The organism is Bacillus sp. 9.4, from assembly GCF_055486415.1.
In genome coordinates, this window is sequence record NZ_JBVFMU010000005.1 from 13,630 (window position 1) to 30,798 (window position 17,169).

Below are 17,169 nucleotides of genomic sequence, written 5' to 3' on the forward strand. Positions count from 1 at the left end.
GGCTAGCCCCTTTCTGTGCTTCTATCCCGTTTACTATCCCTAAAACAGAAACAATTTAATCGAACTGAGAAGCCATTTCATCTTTATATCCGAATGCATAGGTCAATAAAAAGCCGGCCGCGTAGGAAATAAAGAGCCCAACGATATACAGGATGATTTGCGAAGGCAGGACTAGAAAGGAAAGCGGCAGTCCGGAGACACCAATCGCAATGGTGGCTACTTGAAAATACGCTTGAAAGGCACCACCGATTCCAGCTCCTAAACATGCTGTTAAAAACGGACGGCCAAGCGGCAGCGTGACTCCGAAAATAAGCGGTTCACCAATGCCTAGCAGTCCCGATGGAAGCCCGCCGGCGATTGCTTTCCTCAGTGTTGTTTTTTTCGTCTTCACGAAAACGGCAAAGGCCGCGCCTACCTGTCCTGCACCTCCCATAGCCAAAATAGGGAGCAGAGGATCATTGCCAATTGAATTGATCAGTTCCATGTGCACAGGCGTCAAGCCTTGATGCAGTCCGGTTACGACGAGAGGAAGGAAGGTTGCGCCCAGAATAAAGCCTGCAGCGATGCCGCCGATGTCCAGGATGGACAGAAGGCCGGATGTAATGGCATCAGAAATGAATCCGCCTAAAGGCATAAATACGACATACGTTACGATTCCGGTGATTAACAGTGAAACGGTGGGTGTGACAATGATATCGAGTGATTGAGGAATAAAACGGCGAATAAATTGTTCGGTGTAAGCAATGAATATGGCTGCGAAAAGGACGCCGATCAGACCTCCCCTGCCCGGGAGAAGCTCTTCTCCAAATAAACTGATTTTTGCGATCTCCGGATTGATAATCAAGATCCCGGCCAAAGCCCCAAGTGCGGGTGTCCCGCCAAATTCTTTCGAAGCGTTAATACCGACGAGAATGCCGAGATAAGTGAACAGCCCTGATCCGATGACTGTCAGGATAATCGCAATTTGTGAGTCTGCAGAGAGCCAGCCTGCTTGAATAATTGCTTTGGTAATCCCAGTAATTAAACCGGAAGCGACTAGAGCGGGAATAAGAGGGATAAAAATGCTGGCAATTTTACGTAAGAAAAGTTTAAAAGGAGTGGCGTTTTTTCGATTGATATCGGCTTTCTTTTTGGCCGCAGCTTCTTTGACATCGGCACCTTCTTCTGCTGACACGAGCTTTGAGAAAGCAGCTGTAACATGATTGACGACTCCTGTGCCGAGGATAATTTGTAAGGTTTCAGCTTCAACGACCCCCAATACGCCGTCAAGCTTTCTTAAACCCTGAGCATCTGCTTTGCTTTCATCGTAAGGCGTAATGCGCAGGCGTGTCATGCAATGCGTATATGAAGAAATATTGGATTTTCCTCCGCATAGCTCAAGGATTTTCTGTGCGAGATGATGGTAGTTATTTTCTTTGCTCATTAAAACCCCTCCCCTTCAAGATGCCTTATTTTATTCTCATAGATTGTATGGCTGCTCTCGTTTTATCTATATAACCGGTTGTCGTTTCATACTGCTCAGCCGCCATGCCTAAAAACAAAACATCAATTATAAAAAGCTGGGCGAGGCGGGAGGAAGTGGCTGCACTTCGAATCAAGGCTTCATTGGAATGGGCTGTATACAAAGGGACATCAGCCAGTGCGGAGACGGATGTCTGACTGAATTGTGTGAGGCTGATCGTTGTGATGCCTTTTTCCTTGGCCATGGCAAACAGTTCAATGATTTCCTGTGTCTCTCCTGAAAACGAAATGGCGAATACGATGTCGTCTTTATCTGCATTTGCGATTAAAGATGCCACAAGATGAGTGTCTGTAAACGCGGTTGCTTGTTTATGAATGCGAAGCCACTTTTGCTGGGCGTCCTTGGCGACAATGCCGGAAGCCCCGAGGCCGATAAAATGCACGGTATGAGCTTTGAGAAGCAGAGAAACCGCTCGTTCAAGCTCTTTGTAGTCCATCAGGTCTGAAGTATCCTGAATGGCTTGAATGGCATTGCCGGCCGTTTTTTCGGAAATGGAGGGCAGCGGCTCGTGGGGAACAATATCCCGGTAGCCCTGAAACGTAGGCTTTGCCAGATCGCCCGCTACTCTCATTTTTAAATCTTGAAATCCTTTTAAACCGAGTGATTTGCAGAGCCTGATGACGGCAGCGTCACTTGAATTGGCTAAGGCGCTGATTTCGTTGACCGTGCTTTCGATTGCTTTGTGGGGATGGGCTAGGATATAATCTGCAAGTTTGCGCTCGGATGGAGGGAGCTTATGCTTCATTGATTGGATGATCGCTAAACCGCCTGTGGCCATTCTAGTTCTCTCCTTATCATGGATGGTAATGTTCGATTGCTTTGTCAATGAAACCGTTTGCTTCATCGAGTAATGTCTTTGCTTGTTTCTGATCTGTGCTTGTTTTGAGCATGACGATTGCTGTTTTGACGTGATGATCGGCTTGTTCCAGAGTGTATCTGGCTGTGTCGTATGAAGCGTTTGTAAGGCTTTGGATAATGCTGATGGCGCGTTCTTTTAGTTTTTTGTTGCTGACGTTGACGTCTACCATCAAGTTTTCGTAAACCTTGCCGATTTTGACCATTACAGCGGTAGATATCATGTTTAGAATCATTTTATGAGCGGTTGCGGCTTTCATACGTGTTGATCCTGTAATGGTCTCAGGTCCGACGACAACCTCAATGCTGTGATCCGCATCCTTGCTGATGGCGGAATTTTCATTGCAAGTAAGGGCGATGGTGTGTGCTCCGACTTTGCGGGCGTATCTTAGGGCGCCTGCGGCGTAGGGTGTGCGGCCGCTCGCTGCGATGGCAATGACGGTGTCATTTGAAGTGAGCTGTATGTTTCTTAAATCTTCAGCTCCTGCTTCTTCACTGTCTTCAATGCCCTCTGCTGCCTGTAAAAAGGCTTCGGGGCCTCCAGCCATGATTCCGATGACCTGATCTGGGCTTACGCTGTAGGTGGGAGGACATTCAACAGCATCCATGACGCCGAGTCTGCCGCTTGTGCCGGCGCCTGTATATATGAGCCGGCCTCCATTTTGAAACGATTCATAAGCGCAGTCTACAGCTGTTTTGATGTCGGGGAGAACCTCTTGAACGGCTGCAGCGACTTTCATATCTTCGTTGTTGATCATTTTGAGGATGCCGAGAGTGTTTGCTTTGTGGATTTCAACTGTTTGGCTATTGCGTGATTCTGTTGTAAGACGGTGAAGGTTTAATGGTTCTGACATGAGGATGCCCCCTGTTTTAAAATGATATATCTCAATATTCAGTATATTCATTTCTGTTATGATATTTCAACTATGTTTTTAAATTTTTGAAATTTTATTTCACTCAAGACTATAAGAAATGATGAAGGATCAACTGTTCTCCAAGCGGCCCGATTCTTCGCCGTCCTTTATCAAGGAACCCGCTTTTCATATAAAGGTGTTTTGCGCGTATGTTCAGATGATTGACGGCCAAGATGATTTCGTCGCACCATGGAAAATATCCGCTCACAAAAGCGGGAAGCAAAAGCATGGCTTTTTTCGCATAGCCTTTTCCGTGATGCACAGCGTTTAAAGACAGGGAGCTGAGCAGTAAAGCAAATGGATTGTTAGAATAAGAAGCAAGCGTTTCTTTTGATGCATGTAAAATGAAAAAACCGACTGGAAGGTCGTCTTTTAAGACGACAACCGGGTATCGGTCCTGTATGCCCAGAGCCTGAGACAGCACCTCTTTCGGGAGGGAGGTAAAGCGTTTGTCATCGTTGGTGAGCGTGAATGATTGGAGCTCGGGCAAGTGTTCAGGTTTATAGAAGGATAAAGAAATGTCTTGAGTCATGGGGTGGCCTCCTTACAATATGTCGTTAAGCTCGTTTTCCGAAATGACGCGGTAGCCCGCTTGTTTTAACAGTGCGGCGGTTACTCCGCTGCCGGTGATTTTTTTGCCAGAGAATGTGCCGTTATAGATAAAACCGCTTCCGCAAGATGGACTGTTTTCTTTTAATATGACGGCAGAAGCGTTGATTTCTTTTGCGTAAGCCAATGTTTTCGCGGCGCCTTCCATATATAGTTCTGTGACGTCTTCTCCTGAAGCTGTCACGATTTTCGCTGTTCCATTGAGGACATCCTCGCCGGTGCCTCCTATGATTTCTGCGGGTTCGCGTGGGGTAGAGAAGCCGCCGAGAAGTTCAGGGCAAGCCATGACTGCTTTCTTTTCATCGACGAGTTTTCTGATTTTCTCCGACGCTGCGTGAGAGCCGTTATATCTGCATTCAATGCCTCCAAGGCAGGAACTGACTAGAATCATATTGGTTTCTCCTCTCTTGCTTTGCTTGTCTCTATCATAAAATAAATGGCTTTAGTTGGGAGGCTTTTTCAGTTAAAAAAGGAGTTAAAAAGTTTGAAAATAAAAAATTTAATTTTCGTCTTTACAAACAGGGGGTGACCTGTATATAATAACTTTTGTCAGCTCGACGAGAACACAACGGCCCGTTGGTCAAGCGGTTAAGACACCGCCCTTTCACGGCGGTAACACGGGTTCGAATCCCGTACGGGTCACCATTTGGAGGATTAGCTCAGCTGGGAGAGCATCTGCCTTACAAGCAGAGGGTCGGCGGTTCGAGCCCGTCATCCTCCACCATCTTGCCGGTGTAGCTCAATTGGTAGAGCAACTGACTTGTAATCAGTAGGTTGGGGGTTCAAGTCCTCTTGCCGGCACTGTTTTTTCAAAATTTAATGTGGAGGGGTAGCGAAGTGGCTAAACGCGGCGGACTGTAAATCCGCTCCCTCAGGGTTCGGCAGTTCGAATCTGCCCCCCTCCACCATTATTGGGCTATAGCCAAGCGGTAAGGCAACGGACTTTGACTCCGTCATGCGTTGGTTCGAATCCAGCTAGCCCAGTCACAGACACCTTTGATCAAAAGGTGTCTTTTTTCTTTTCGGAAAAATCATTCCAACTTCTAACTGTTCAGTCTGTATAATAATTTTAAAAATATGTTAAGGTAGTTTATTCACGAATTACCATCTACACCCTGCCAAAAATTTGATAAACTTATTTTATAAAAAAATTGAAACCTTTTGAAACGAAGCTCGTATACATACAGACCGGTGAAGGCAGAGGTTAGATAAATATGGAAATGATGATTAAAAAAAGAATTAAACAAGTCAAAAAAGGCGACCAGAATGCATTTGCGGACATCGTAGATATTTACAAAGATAAAATTTATCAGCTTTGCTACCGTATGCTTGGCAATGTGCATGAGGCGGAGGATATTGCACAGGAAGCTTTCATCAGAGCGTACGTTAATATCGACAGTTTTGATATTAACCGGAAATTTTCAACTTGGCTTTATCGAATCGCGACCAATTTGACCATTGACCGCATTCGCAAAAAGAAGCCGGATTATTACCTCGATGCAGAGGTGGCTGGTACGGAAGGCTTGACCATGTATTCTCAAATCGCCGCAGATGGTGTTTTGCCTGAAGATGCAGTTGTGTCGCTGGAGCTCTCAAACACGATACAGCAGAAAATTTTAAAGCTTCCTGACAAATACAGAACAGTCATCGTATTAAAGTATATTGACGAACTCTCATTAATTGAAATTGGGGAGATTCTAAACATTCCTGTGGGGACTGTGAAAACGCGGATTCACAGAGGCAGAGAGGCTCTTAGAAAACAATTAAGGGATCTTTAAGTGGGGTGATGAAATGAGCTGTCCTGAACAAATTGTGCAGCTTATGCATATGCATCTTGATGGAGATATCCTTCCAAAAGATGAACACGTATTAAATGAACATCTGGAGACATGCGAGAAATGCAGAAAGCATTTTTACGAGATGGAGAAATCCATAGCGCTCGTACGGAGCACATCGCATGTCGAAGCCCCCGCGGATTTTACCGCTAATGTCATGGCAAAATTGCCTAAGGAGAAGAAAAGAGCTTCTGTAAAAAGATGGTTCAGAACCCATCCCGTTATCGCAGCTGCTGCGGTATTCATCATTTTGATGGGCGGAGGTTTTTTTAACAGCTGGCATAATGACCACAATTTCAGCGTATCCAAGCAGCCGAATCTTGTGGTTCATAACCATACTGTGACCGTGCCAGAAGGTGAGACGGTCAAAGGTGATGTCACTGTCAAAAACGGCAAGCTGATTATTAAAGGCAAAATAGACGGGGATGTAACCGTCGTAAACGGCGAAAAGTATATGGCCTCTGCTGGACAAGTCACCGGTCAGATTGAAGAAATCAATCAATTATTCGACTGGACATGGTACAAGATGAAGTCTGCGGGGAAAAGTGTACTCGATGCATTCAGTCCGAACGGAGAAGAGTAAAGCGCGTTAGCCGCTTTGCTCTTTTTTTGCGGGCTGAGAGGGCTGGCACATTTCACTTGCTAAATCGAAATGTGGTATAATGGGCTCGCTATGTAAAGTACATATGCGTAACACGTAAAACACAAAATACGAAATGACTGAAATCTTGGAGGACGAGGAAATGGCTTTTGAGGATATCCCTTTTTTGCAGTACCTCGGCAATGCCGTTGATATTCTCCTTGTTTGGTATGTGATATATAAATTGATTATGGTGATACGCGGCACGAAAGCGGTTCAGCTGTTAAAAGGAATTGTAGTCATCGTGCTTGTTCGTATGGCCAGCCAATATTTGGGCCTCAGCACACTTCAATGGCTGATGGACCAAGCGATAACATGGGGATTTTTAGCAATTATTATTATTTTTCAGCCTGAGCTGAGAAGAGCGCTTGAACAGCTAGGCCGCGGCCGCTTTTTTTCGAGGAGCGGCACGCCTGTTGAAGAAGCGCAGCAGAAAACGATTGAGGCCATTACAAAAGCGATCAATTATATGGCGAAACGCCGTATAGGCGCCTTGCTTACCATTGAGCGGGATACTGGAATGGGGGATTATATTGAGACCGGCATACCACTGAATGCCAAAGTCAGCTCTGAGCTGCTGATCAATATTTTTATCCCAAACACCCCGCTTCATGACGGTGCGGTGATTATGAAAAATAATGAAATTGCCGCGGCCGCCTGTTATCTGCCGCTTTCTGAGAGCCCGTTTATTTCAAAAGAACTGGGCACGCGGCACAGAGCGGCTGTCGGTATCAGTGAAGTAACAGACAGTTTGACGATTATTGTGTCTGAAGAGACCGGCGGCGTCAGTGTGGCAAGGAACGGCGACCTTCACAGAGAGCTAACAGAAGAAGCGCTGAAAGAAATGCTTGAAGCCGAGTTTAAGAAAAACACCAGAGACACTTCTTCTAACCGCTGGTATTGGAGGGGCAAGAAAAATGGATAAATTCTTAAACAACCGCTGGGCTGTGAAAATCATTGCTCTGCTTTTCGCGCTCTTGCTTTATGTGGCGGTTAACAGCAACCAAGCACCGACTCCAAAAAAACCGGGTGAATCTTTCTTTCCGACATCAACAACTGATGAAGCAACTCTGACTGATATCCCGGTTAAAGCGTATTATGATGATGAAAATTACGTCGTGACGGGTGTTCCGCAAACGGTTAATGTCACGATAAAAGGCTCGACAAGCGCCGTGAAAAAGGCTCGGCAGACCAAGAACTTTGAAATATATGCCGATATGGAACATTTGAAAACCGGCACGCATAAGGTTGAGCTTAAGGCCAAAAACGTGTCGGATGGGCTGACAATCTCAATTAATCCGTCTGTTACGACAGTGACCATTCAGGAACGGACGACCAAAAGTTTTCCCGTAGAAGTGGAGTACTACAACAAAAGCAAGATGAAAAAAGGCTATTCTCCGGAGCAGCCGATTGTCAGTCCGAAAAATGTGCAGATTACCGGATCGAAAAATGTCATCGATAATATTTCTCTTGTAAAAGCTTCAGTGAATTTGGAAAACGCAGATGAAACGATTGAAAAGGAAGCGAAAGTGACTGTCTATGATAAAGACGGAAACGCGCTTCCTGTCGACGTGGAGCCCTCGGTCATCAAGATTACCGTTCCGGTGACAAGCCCGAGTAAAAAAGTGCCCTTTAAAATTGAACGGACAGGAAGCCTTCCTGACGGTGTCAGCATAGCGAATATTGAATCCAGCCCCAGTGAGGTAACGGTTTACGGCTCACAGGATGTGTTGGATTCTCTTGAATTTATTGACGGCGTCAGCTTAGATTTAAGTAAAATTAACAAGGATTCCGATATCGAGGCAGATATTCCGCTTCCTGACGGTGTCAAAAAAATCTCACCGTCAAAGGTGACTTTGCATATAGAAGTCGATAGTGAAGCGGATCAGAAGTTCGAGAATGTCCCTATCAAGACTGTAGGGCTGAGCAGCTCACAAAACATTGAATTTCTTGATCCTGAATCACAAGCGATAGATGTAACGGCTAAAGGCTCTCCCACGAATATAAATAAACTGAAAAAATCAGATATTGAATTGTATGTGAATGTTTCAGATTTAGAGGACGGGGAGCATAGCGTGAAGCTTGAAGTGAACGGGCCACAGAATGTAACTTGGTCCTTGGGGCGGAAAAACGCCAAAATCAAGCTGACGTCTAAGAAAAGCAATACATCAACGAATGATAACAGCAGCAATACATCAGGGAACCAGGATGACACAGATAAACAAACAAATGATCAAAAGAACAATCAGCAAGAAGATACAAAGAACACTGATAAAAACAACAACGATCAAAACCAAGACGAAAATAAAGATCAAAACCAAGATCAGGATGAGGATGAATCCACTGCGAATTCACAATCCTCATCGGAATAAAAAAGGAGCGATTATAAAATGGGCAAGTATTTTGGAACAGACGGTGTAAGAGGTGTCGCCAATAGTGAGCTTACACCTGAGCTGGCCTTTAAAGTCGGACGTTTCGGCGGTTATGTGCTGACAAAAGACAAACAACGTCCAAAAGTGCTGATAGGCCGCGATACACGCATCTCCGGCCATATGCTGGAGGGAGCCCTTGTCGCCGGACTTTTATCCATTGGCGCAGAAGTCATGCGTCTGGGTGTCATTTCTACACCAGGTGTATCTTATTTGACAAAAGCGATGGATGCAGAGGCGGGCGTCATGATTTCCGCTTCTCATAACCCAGTGCAGGATAACGGCATCAAATTCTTTGGGGGAGATGGATTTAAGCTTTCTGATGAACAAGAGGCTGAAATTGAGCGCCTGATGGACGAACCTGAGGATAAGCTGCCAAGACCTGTCGGAGCAGATCTTGGACTTGTAAACGATTATTTTGAAGGCGGACAAAAATATCTGCAATTCTTAAAACAGACAGCTGATGAAGATTTCACAGGCATTCATGTGGCATTGGACTGTGCCCATGGCGCAACGTCATCCTTGGCGACACACCTGTTTGCTGATTTAGATGCAGATGTTTCTACAATGGGGACTTCCCCGAACGGATTAAACATTAATGACGGCGTCGGTTCGACTCATCCCGAAGCGCTCAGCGCGTTTGTCAAAGAGAAAAACGCGGATCTCGGTCTTGCGTTCGACGGTGACGGCGACCGCCTGATTGCTGTCGATGAAAAAGGAAATATTGTAGACGGCGACCAAATCATGTACATATGCTCAAAACATCTGAAATCAGAGGGCCGTTTAAAGGATGATACTTTGGTTTCAACCGTGATGAGCAACCTCGGCTTCTATAAGGCGCTCGAAAAAGAAGGCATCAAAAGCGTACAGACAGCTGTCGGCGACCGCTACGTAGTAGAAGCAATGAAAAAAGACGGCTACAACGTCGGCGGAGAGCAGTCAGGACATCTTATTTTCCTTGATTACAACACGACAGGGGACGGATTATTGTCTGCTATTATGCTGATGAACACTTTGAAAGCCACAGGCAAGCCACTGTCAGAGCTTGCAGCTGAAATGCAGAAGTTCCCGCAGCTGTTAGTCAATGTGAGAGTGACTGATAAATATAAAGTTGAAGAAAATGAAAAAGTAAAAGCAGTTATTTCTGAAGTTGAAAAAGAAATGAACGGCGACGGCCGGATTTTGGTGCGCCCTTCAGGAACTGAACCGCTCGTCCGTGTCATGGCTGAAGCGAAGACGAAAGAGCTGTGCGATGAGTATGTCAATCGCATTGTTGAAGTCGTCCGGTCAGAAATGGGATTAGAGTAACGAAGTCTATTATCAGAGAGTGAACAAGACAAGCGAGGATTACATAAGATAATTGTGAGACATACGGCAAAGTTGTTTAAAAAACAATTGACCGTTTATGCCACATGTTGTAAAATCAAGCTTGTCTTGTTCTTATTTTCTCAATAGGAAAAGAAGACGGGATTATTGCTTTACCTATAATTATAGCGCCCGAACTAAGCGCCCGGAAAAAGGCTTAGTTGACGAGGATGGAGGTTATCGAATTTTCGGCGGATGCCTCCCGGCTGAGTGTGCAGATCACAGCCGTAAGGATTTCTTCAAACCAAGGGGGTGACTCCTTGAACAAAGAGAAATCACATGATCTTCCAAAAAACATGTAGGAGGGGACGATTGAAAGTCCCCTTGAAATTTGACTTTCTTCGTCTCCTTTTACAATCTTAGGAGGAAGAAAAATATGTGTGGAATCGTAGGTTATATCGGTCAGCTTGATGCGAAGGAAATTTTATTAAAAGGGTTAGAGAAGCTTGAGTATCGCGGTTATGACTCTGCTGGTATTGCTGTTGCCAACGAACAGGGAATCCATGTGTTCAAAGAAAAAGGACGCATTGCAGATCTTCGTGAAGTTGTGGATGCCAATGTAGAGGCGAAAGCCGGAATTGGGCATACTCGCTGGGCTACACACGGCGAACCAAGCTATCTGAACGCTCACCCGCATCAAAGCGCACTGGGTCGCTTTACACTTGTTCATAACGGCGTGATCGAGAACTATGTTCAGCTGAAGCAAGAGTATTTGCAAGATGTAGAGCTCAAAAGTGACACCGATACAGAAGTAGTCGTTCAAGTAATCGAGCAATTCGTCAATGGAGGACTTGAGACAGAAGAAGCGTTCCGTAAAACACTTACACTGTTAAAAGGCTCTTATGCAATTGCTTTATTCGATAACGACAACAGAGAAACGATTTTTGTAGCGAAAAACAAAAGCCCTCTATTAGTAGGTCTTGGAGATACATTCAACGTCGTAGCATCTGATGCAATGGCGATGCTTCAAGTAACCAACGAATATGTTGAGCTGATGGATAAAGAAATGGTTATCGTCACTGATGACCAAGTTGTCATCAAAAACCTTGATGGTGACGTGATTACACGTGCGTCTTATATTGCTGAGCTTGATGCCAGTGATATCGAAAAAGGCACGTACCCTCACTACATGTTGAAAGAAACGGATGAGCAGCCTGTTGTTATGCGCAAAATCATCCAAACGTATCAAGATGAAAACGGCAAGCTGTCTGTGCCTGGTGATATCGCTGCCGCTGTAGCGGAAGCGGACCGCATCTATATCATTGGCTGCGGAACAAGCTACCATGCAGGACTTGTCGGTAAACAATATATTGAAATGTGGGCAAACGTGCCGGTTGAAGTGCATGTAGCGAGTGAATTCTCCTACAACATGCCGCTTCTGTCTAAGAAACCGCTCTTCATTTTCCTTTCTCAAAGCGGAGAAACAGCAGACAGCCGCGCGGTTCTCGTTCAAGTCAAAGCACTCGGACACAAAGCCCTGACAATCACAAACGTACCTGGATCAACGCTTTCTCGTGAAGCTGACTATACATTGCTGCTTCATGCAGGCCCTGAGATCGCTGTTGCGTCAACGAAAGCATACACTGCACAAATTGCAGTTCTTGCGGTTCTTGCTTCTGTGGCTGCTGACAAAAACGGCATCGATATCGGATTTGACCTCGTCAAAGAACTCGGTATCGCTGCAAACGCAATGGAAGCTCTATGCGACCAGAAAGACGAAATGGAAATGATCGCCCGTGAATACCTGACTATATCCAGAAACGCTTTCTTCATCGGACGCGGCCTTGACTACTTCGTATGTGTCGAAGGCGCACTGAAGCTGAAAGAGATTTCTTACATCCAGGCAGAAGGTTTTGCCGGCGGTGAGCTAAAGCACGGAACGATTGCCTTGATCGAACAAGGAACACCAGTATTCGCACTGGCAACTCAAGAGCACGTAAACCTAAGCATCCGCGGAAACGTCAAAGAAGTTGCCGCTCGCGGAGCAAACACATGCATCATCTCACTAAAAGGCCTAGACGATGCGGATGACAGATTCGTACTGCCGGAAGTAAACCCAGCGCTTGCTCCGTTGGTATCTGTTGTTCCATTGCAGCTGATCGCTTACTATGCTGCACTGCATCGCGGCTGTGATGTTGATAAACCGCGTAACCTTGCGAAGAGTGTTACTGTGGAGTAATAAATGTTTAACCCCTTTGGATAAGATTATCTAAAGGGGTGTTTTTATGTCCAAAAGAGAAAGAACGTCTACAGTGGAAAAATAGATTAAAGAAGTTGATGGTACAGGACCCGACTATCGATCGGCCATGGCTATAGATTTAAGATGTTTCCTCATAAGGCCAGTTAACGAGCTTAAAAGGCTTTAAAACTAGTAGACTGCATGAATTTTTCAGTGGAGCGAAATTGCTTTTACTTTCACCTGAATTTTCTTATGTAATAGCAGACCGGAGAGCCTATTGTAATGACAACAGATTTTTTATGACATTTAATAAGGGGCGAGAAATTCATGACATTAAAATGAAAGATGAAAAGAGAATGTACTTGTGGGCCTTAGGTTTTAAAATTCATTCTTTTGTTATTGAGTACATTCCGGTTTAAGTTGAAATGATTCAGTAAAGGACACGCCATAAATAAAAGGTAGCGTATGACTCCCATTTTTTCCATGAAAACGATATTTCTAAGATTTCATCTTTCGTAGGCTTTCGATTCATATTACGTAATATTTTTATCGAATGAATTAGACCCACATCATCGATTGGAAAAGCTGTCGGGAACCTAAGGCAGCGCATTAGAACATAATTGGCTGTCCAAGGACCGATTCCTCGTATTTTCATTAAGTTTTTTTCAGCATCTTTAAAGTTCATTTTCATTAATTTTTCCCTCGATAATTCTCCACTTGCCATTAATCTGGCTATTCCAATGATATATTCACTTTTTTTTACCGTCATTTTAATATCTGCCAGGTCGGTAGGGGTTAACTGTGCAATTCGCTTGTACGGTGGGAACACCCAATACTTTTTACCATCCCATTCAATAGAATCGCCAAATGCTTCTACAAATTGCTTCTTTAAGGAGTACGCGAAGGCTAAGTTAATTTGTTGTCCTAAAACTCCCCAACATAAAGCTTCAAATAAATCGGGAATGCCGATAACTCGCAACCCATAAAATTTTCGGGCAGGCATTTTAAGTAATGGATCTGCTTTTGCCATTTCATAAAATGGTGTTAAATCGTTATCAAGATCAAACCATTCATGAATATATTTTACAATCTCTTCCCGTTTCCACTGCTCAACAGGTCTAGAATCGTTTAGGAATTGAACAACCATTTGTTTATTATTGATTACGCTTACCTGCACTAAGGACCGAATTTCCCCATTGGCTATAACTTTTGTAATGATATTGTTCTCTATTTCATACATGCATTCATTTTTTTCTCTGGTTAGATAGCCTAGGTTCGCATTCATGTCGAAAATTTCAGGTAATGTAATGACAATAACATCATTGACTTCATGCCATGTCACTTTTTCATTCTCCTTATCTTAAATAATTATAAGAAAACTCACGCTGGTTGAAATTAGTTTATCACATAATCATCTTTACTCATTTTGTTATCTTGCTATTACATTCTAACCACCTTATTTTTTTCTATTTATGAGGTTATAGTGTAGTTATCAAGAATGCTAAACGGGAGTATATAAAAATGGCTCAAGATATAAAAACGCGTGTCGAAAATTTAAATTGGGATTCAATTCAAAATGAATTAGATGAGCCATGTAAGGAGAGGTGAGATAAATGCTGGATAGTATCAATAACGGACATAAAGAGAGCCATGATCATAGAATTTCGAATGATGTAGAAATGATAACAGATGAAAAGTGGCAAGCAATTATAAATAATGATGCAGCGTACAATAATCAATTTTTCTACGCTGTTAAATCGACAGGTATATTCTGTAAACCATCCTGTAAATCTCGCGTTCCGAAAAAAGAAAATGTATGTATTTTTCCAAACGCAGAACAAGCTCTCCGCGCAAATTTTCGACCTTGTAAACGTTGCAAGCCCACTAATGAAAAAATGCCTGATAGCGAGTGGGTTGATTTAATTACTGAATACATTGATAAAAATTTCACAGAAAAATTAACGCTTGAATCGTTAGCAGATATTTGTCATGGGAGCCCGTATCATATGCATCGAACATTTAAAAAGATTAAAGGCATTACGCTGGTTGAGTATATACAACAAGTTAGAGTACACGCGGCTAAAAAGTATTTGATTCAGACAAATAAATCGATTGGAGATATCGCTATATGTGTGGGTATAGCTAACGCGCCTTATTTTATTACTTTATTTAAAAAGAAAACTGGACAGACACCAGCACAATTTCGTCAAATGAGTAAAATGGAGGAAACGTACAATGGAAACAAAGAATAAACCAACCCTTTATTGGTCTTTACTAATGTTCAAGGATTGGAATTTTTACATTGCTTCAACTTTAAAGGGGCTTGTGTTTGTAGGTTCACAGAACAAACCAATCGAGGAATTGTTCGAATGGGCTAAGAAACGCTTTCCAGGAAGTCTTCTTGTTGAAGATGATGATAAGCTTGAACCCTATGCCGTTGAAATCACTCAATATCTAGAAGGAAAGCGGAAAAACTTTACTGTTCCAGTTGAGTACGCCGGTACGCAATTTCAGCTAGCAGTCTGGAATGCACTTTGTGAAATTCCTTATGGACAGACGAAATCCTATTCCGACATTGCAAATGAAATAAATAAACCAGCAGCTGTTCGTGCTGTAGGTGCAGCTATTGGGGCTAATCCGGTATTAATTACTGTACCGTGCCATCGTGTAATAGGAAAGAATGGCTCATTAACTGGTTATCGGGGCGGATTCGAAATGAAGACACTGCTCCTCGATCTGGAAAAGCGAGCTTCATCTGAAATGGATGTTCCTCATTGAAAGTGAATCATCTATATGGGTTGGATTATTTTAGAGGAAAGTAAAGACCAGTTTACTGATAAACTTGACAACTTTTAAAATTTAGCATATCTTATACGTAACTTAATAATCGATGCAGATGTTTATTTTTCCTTTTAAAATATGTAGGCCTTTAGCATTCTTTTCATATTTAATTTTAAATATTGATAGGATGAAAAAGTATCCTAATAAAAAAGGAAGAGAACATGAGTCGATTTATTTGATAATCAGGACTATATTAAAGGAAATGAAAACATAGCATAAAGTAAAGACCAATAATAAGGTAGCACTTCAAAAAACTTCGCTGAAGTTAGTTGAAGTGAAGCCGACAATTTTCAGGATTCAATGATCTAACATAATCATTGAAATTTTGAAGTTGTCGGCTTTTTTGTTGGAAAAAAATAGAGATAAATAAAAATTGAAATAAATAATAGACAAATATGATCTGATTGAAAGGTCTTTTGAACAATAATGAGTTTTAAAAAAGGGAGAATTTAGAATGTTAGTTTCGCTGAGTTTGTCATCATTATTAACATTATTTTTTATTATGCTTATGGCTTCTGGGATTAGTGGACTATTGTTTTTATATCCGCGAGTACCCTTGAGTTTTGTTCGCATTCATATTGGGATCTTGGCTTTACCACTTTTGGTTTCCTTACTGATTCTTGCCAATAGTGGTGTGAGTGGAAATGTTGGCCCTTGGCACTTAGATTCCTTAGCTTGTTTAATGACTTTCTTTGTTCTTGCAATTGGATTCATCATTCAGCGTTTTTCTGTACGTTACTTAATGGGGGATCGATCTTATCGAAAATATTTTACACTTTTTACTTTCACAACAGGTGCTGCTTCAATGACATGGTTAAGTGGTGATCTCCGCTTGATGGTTCTATTTTGGGGAGCAACTCTTGTTGGTTTAACCTTACTTATAAGGTTAAACAGTGCTTGGCAAGTGGCTAGTGAAGCAGCCAAAATTTCTGGCCGGTTATTTTTGTTAAGTTGGTTTTCTTTGTTTTTTGCGATGATGTGGCTTTTTCATGCCACAGGTCAATGGCAGTTATCATTGGTTGTAACAAATGAAAGTTTAGCTGGGCTGGGAGAATGGGAGAGAACAGGGATTCAGCTATTGATTGTATTAGCAGTGATTATTCCTGCAGCTCAATGGCCATTCCAAAGATGGTTAGTTGAGTCTATTGTTGCTCCAACCCCTGTTTCTGCGATTATGCATGCAGGTTTAGTAAATGCAGGAGGAATAATACTAACTCGATTTTCACCTCTATTTCATGGTGGTATCGCTTCGATTGTCTTACTTCTGCTTGCTGGCATTTCTGTATTGATTGGAACTGGTATTAGTTTAGTCCAGGTTGATTATAAACGCCAGTTAGTAGGCTCCACGATTGGACAAATGGGATTTATGCTCATTCAGTGTGCACTAGGGGCCTATATAGCAGCCATTATTCATCTTATTTTACATGGTTTATTTAAAGCTACGTTGTTTTTACAGGCTGGTTCAGCCGTACAGCGTCATGAAGTATCGACTCGTGTTAAAGAGAGATCATCCTATTTATGGCTCGTGGCTGGTCGTACGTTAGCCTTAGTTATAGGTGTTGCTTTTTGGCTCACTGCTCCTGGAGAGGGATATCAATTCATTAGTGCGCTGATCTTAGGGTGGTCATTGTCCGTTTCTTGGACTCAGCTTGTCGCTTTTGGAGAGGGCCGAATTGGCCGGATTGCCGGCTTAACTGTTTTAGGAGGAGCAGCCCTCGTATATTTTATCATTCATAACCTTTTCTATAAGTGGCTGCATACAACCATTTTTCAAAGTGTTCAACCTCCAATGTCAGCTGTCATGATTGTCGTATGTCTCTTACTCTTTGGCAGTGCTTTAGGTACGTGGGTTGCTCGTCATCGTTCTTCCGTTTTTTTCGCGGTACTCTATCTTTGGTTAGTCCGATTAGGTGAAGCAAAACCAAAGTCAGTAGAGAGTCACCCAGACTACCTTAAACAATATATTTCATAAGGAGCTAA

15 protein-coding genes, 5 tRNA genes and 1 pseudogene are annotated in these 17,169 nt (G+C 43.0%); 15 read left to right on the top strand and 6 right to left on the bottom strand.

Annotated elements, in window-relative coordinates; translation table 11 throughout:
• Positions 1-55 precede the first annotated feature (55 nt).
• From ACZ07B_RS17750 to ACZ07B_RS17770, 5 genes are all read right to left on the bottom strand, one after another.
• A complete protein-coding gene (locus tag ACZ07B_RS17750) occupies positions 56-1,423 on the bottom strand; it encodes a PTS transporter subunit EIIC (protein WP_015715132.1) in 1,368 nt (455 codons plus the stop codon).
• Positions 1,424-1,448: 25 nt separating this feature from the next.
• Positions 1,449-2,300 (bottom strand): MurR/RpiR family transcriptional regulator, encoded by an 852-nt coding sequence (locus tag ACZ07B_RS17755; protein WP_015252968.1) that lies wholly within the window; start codon positions 2,298-2,300, stop codon positions 1,449-1,451.
• A gap of 16 nt (positions 2,301-2,316) precedes the next feature.
• The gene (gene murQ, locus ACZ07B_RS17760) at positions 2,317-3,231 is read right to left on the bottom strand and encodes an N-acetylmuramic acid 6-phosphate etherase (RefSeq protein ID WP_339238907.1); all 915 of its coding nucleotides are present in this window, start codon (positions 3,229-3,231) and stop codon (positions 2,317-2,319) included.
• 109 nt (positions 3,232-3,340) lie between these two features.
• Positions 3,341-3,823 (bottom strand): GNAT family N-acetyltransferase, encoded by a 483-nt coding sequence (locus ACZ07B_RS17765; protein WP_464877497.1) that lies wholly within the window; start codon positions 3,821-3,823, stop codon positions 3,341-3,343.
• A gap of 12 nt (positions 3,824-3,835) precedes the next feature.
• On the bottom strand, positions 3,836-4,291 hold the full coding sequence (locus ACZ07B_RS17770; RefSeq protein WP_003234960.1) for a 2-thiouracil desulfurase family protein: 456 nt from the start codon (positions 4,289-4,291) through the stop codon (positions 3,836-3,838).
• 179 nt (positions 4,292-4,470) lie between these two features.
• Between ACZ07B_RS17770 and ACZ07B_RS17775 the strand changes: the two genes are divergently transcribed.
• The 12 genes and pseudogenes from ACZ07B_RS17775 (at position 4,471) to ACZ07B_RS17830 (ending at position 12,535) form a co-directional block, all read left to right on the top strand.
• Positions 4,471-4,545 (top strand) — tRNA-Glu (locus tag ACZ07B_RS17775).
• A 3-nt stretch (positions 4,546-4,548) separates the two neighbouring features.
• Positions 4,549-4,624, top strand: a tRNA-Val gene (locus tag ACZ07B_RS17780).
• Positions 4,625-4,628: 4 nt separating this feature from the next.
• A tRNA-Thr gene (locus ACZ07B_RS17785) sits at positions 4,629-4,701 on the top strand.
• A gap of 22 nt (positions 4,702-4,723) precedes the next feature.
• Positions 4,724-4,808 (top strand) — tRNA-Tyr (locus ACZ07B_RS17790).
• 4 nt (positions 4,809-4,812) lie between these two features.
• Positions 4,813-4,884, top strand: a tRNA-Gln gene (locus ACZ07B_RS17795).
• A 230-nt stretch (positions 4,885-5,114) separates the two neighbouring features.
• A complete protein-coding gene (gene sigW / locus ACZ07B_RS17800; RefSeq protein WP_014478649.1) occupies positions 5,115-5,678 on the top strand; it encodes an RNA polymerase sigma factor SigW in 564 nt (187 codons plus the stop codon).
• Between the two features lie 13 nt (positions 5,679-5,691).
• Positions 5,692-6,318, top strand: coding sequence for an anti-sigma-W factor RsiW (rsiW, locus tag ACZ07B_RS17805; protein WP_015252964.1), 627 nt, complete (start codon positions 5,692-5,694; stop codon positions 6,316-6,318).
• A gap of 160 nt (positions 6,319-6,478) precedes the next feature.
• Positions 6,479-7,300, top strand: a complete 822-nt coding sequence (gene cdaA, locus ACZ07B_RS17810) for a diadenylate cyclase CdaA (protein WP_042975593.1) — start codon at positions 6,479-6,481, stop codon at positions 7,298-7,300.
• Positions 7,293-8,747 (top strand): CdaA regulatory protein CdaR, encoded by a 1,455-nt coding sequence (gene cdaR / locus ACZ07B_RS17815; protein WP_024571951.1) that lies wholly within the window; start codon positions 7,293-7,295, stop codon positions 8,745-8,747. Before cdaA ends, cdaR begins: the two co-directional genes overlap by 8 nt.
• Positions 8,748-8,765: 18 nt before the next feature.
• Positions 8,766-10,112 carry a phosphoglucosamine mutase gene (glmM, locus tag ACZ07B_RS17820; RefSeq protein ID WP_014478651.1) on the top strand — a complete coding sequence of 449 codons (1,347 nt, stop codon included), beginning with the start codon at positions 8,766-8,768 and terminating at the stop codon, positions 10,110-10,112.
• 433 nt (positions 10,113-10,545) lie between these two features.
• On the top strand, positions 10,546-12,348 hold the full coding sequence (gene glmS / locus ACZ07B_RS17825) for a glutamine--fructose-6-phosphate transaminase (isomerizing) (RefSeq protein ID WP_464877498.1): 1,803 nt from the start codon (positions 10,546-10,548) through the stop codon (positions 12,346-12,348).
• 46 nt (positions 12,349-12,394) lie between these two features.
• Positions 12,395-12,535: pseudogene (locus tag ACZ07B_RS17830) on the top strand (hypothetical protein).
• A gap of 243 nt (positions 12,536-12,778) precedes the next feature.
• Here the strand turns inward: ACZ07B_RS17830 and alkA are convergent.
• Positions 12,779-13,690, bottom strand: a complete 912-nt coding sequence (alkA, locus tag ACZ07B_RS17835) for a DNA-3-methyladenine glycosidase II (protein WP_464877499.1) — start codon at positions 13,688-13,690, stop codon at positions 12,779-12,781.
• A 271-nt stretch (positions 13,691-13,961) separates the two neighbouring features.
• Here alkA and adaA point away from each other — a divergent pair, with 271 nt between their 5' ends.
• The 3 genes from adaA to ACZ07B_RS17850 all read left to right on the top strand — a co-directional run bounded on the left by adaA (position 13,962) and on the right by ACZ07B_RS17850 (position 17,161).
• On the top strand, positions 13,962-14,600 hold the full coding sequence (gene adaA / locus ACZ07B_RS17840; RefSeq protein ID WP_464877500.1) for a bifunctional transcriptional activator/DNA repair enzyme AdaA: 639 nt from the start codon (positions 13,962-13,964) through the stop codon (positions 14,598-14,600).
• The gene (gene adaB / locus ACZ07B_RS17845) at positions 14,584-15,126 is read left to right on the top strand and encodes a methylated-DNA--[protein]-cysteine S-methyltransferase (protein WP_041335168.1); all 543 of its coding nucleotides are present in this window, start codon (positions 14,584-14,586) and stop codon (positions 15,124-15,126) included. The genes adaA and adaB overlap by 17 nt, the downstream gene beginning before the upstream one ends.
• Before the next feature lie 517 nt (positions 15,127-15,643).
• Positions 15,644-17,161, top strand: coding sequence for an NADH dehydrogenase subunit 5 (locus ACZ07B_RS17850; protein WP_217020545.1), 1,518 nt, complete (start codon positions 15,644-15,646; stop codon positions 17,159-17,161).
• Positions 17,162-17,169 lie beyond the last annotated feature (8 nt).

Bases quoted from the DNA above. Each gene is read 5' to 3' on its own strand.
- ACZ07B_RS17755 (WP_015252968.1), bottom strand. From the start codon at position 2,300: ATGGCCACAGGCGGTTTAGCGATCATCCAATCAATGAAGCATAAGCTC.
- ACZ07B_RS17750 (WP_015715132.1), bottom strand. From the start codon at position 1,423: ATGAGCAAAGAAAATAACTACCATCATCTCGCACAGAAAATCCTTGAG.
- adaB (WP_041335168.1), top strand. From the start codon at position 14,584: ATGGAAACAAAGAATAAACCAACCCTTTATTGGTCTTTACTAATGTTC.
- cdaA (WP_042975593.1), top strand. From the start codon at position 6,479: ATGGCTTTTGAGGATATCCCTTTTTTGCAGTACCTCGGCAATGCCGTT.
- glmM (WP_014478651.1), top strand. From the start codon at position 8,766: ATGGGCAAGTATTTTGGAACAGACGGTGTAAGAGGTGTCGCCAATAGT.
- murQ (WP_339238907.1), bottom strand. From the start codon at position 3,231: ATGTCAGAACCATTAAACCTTCACCGTCTTACAACAGAATCACGCAAT.
- ACZ07B_RS17770 (WP_003234960.1), bottom strand. From the start codon at position 4,291: ATGATTCTAGTCAGTTCCTGCCTTGGAGGCATTGAATGCAGATATAAC.
- cdaR (WP_024571951.1), top strand. From the start codon at position 7,293: ATGGATAAATTCTTAAACAACCGCTGGGCTGTGAAAATCATTGCTCTG.
- glmS (WP_464877498.1), top strand. From the start codon at position 10,546: ATGTGTGGAATCGTAGGTTATATCGGTCAGCTTGATGCGAAGGAAATT.
- rsiW (WP_015252964.1), top strand. From the start codon at position 5,692: ATGAGCTGTCCTGAACAAATTGTGCAGCTTATGCATATGCATCTTGAT.
- adaA (WP_464877500.1), top strand. From the start codon at position 13,962: ATGCTGGATAGTATCAATAACGGACATAAAGAGAGCCATGATCATAGA.
- sigW (WP_014478649.1), top strand. From the start codon at position 5,115: ATGGAAATGATGATTAAAAAAAGAATTAAACAAGTCAAAAAAGGCGAC.
- ACZ07B_RS17765 (WP_464877497.1), bottom strand. From the start codon at position 3,823: ATGACTCAAGACATTTCTTTATCCTTCTATAAACCTGAACACTTGCCC.
- ACZ07B_RS17850 (WP_217020545.1), top strand. From the start codon at position 15,644: ATGTTAGTTTCGCTGAGTTTGTCATCATTATTAACATTATTTTTTATT.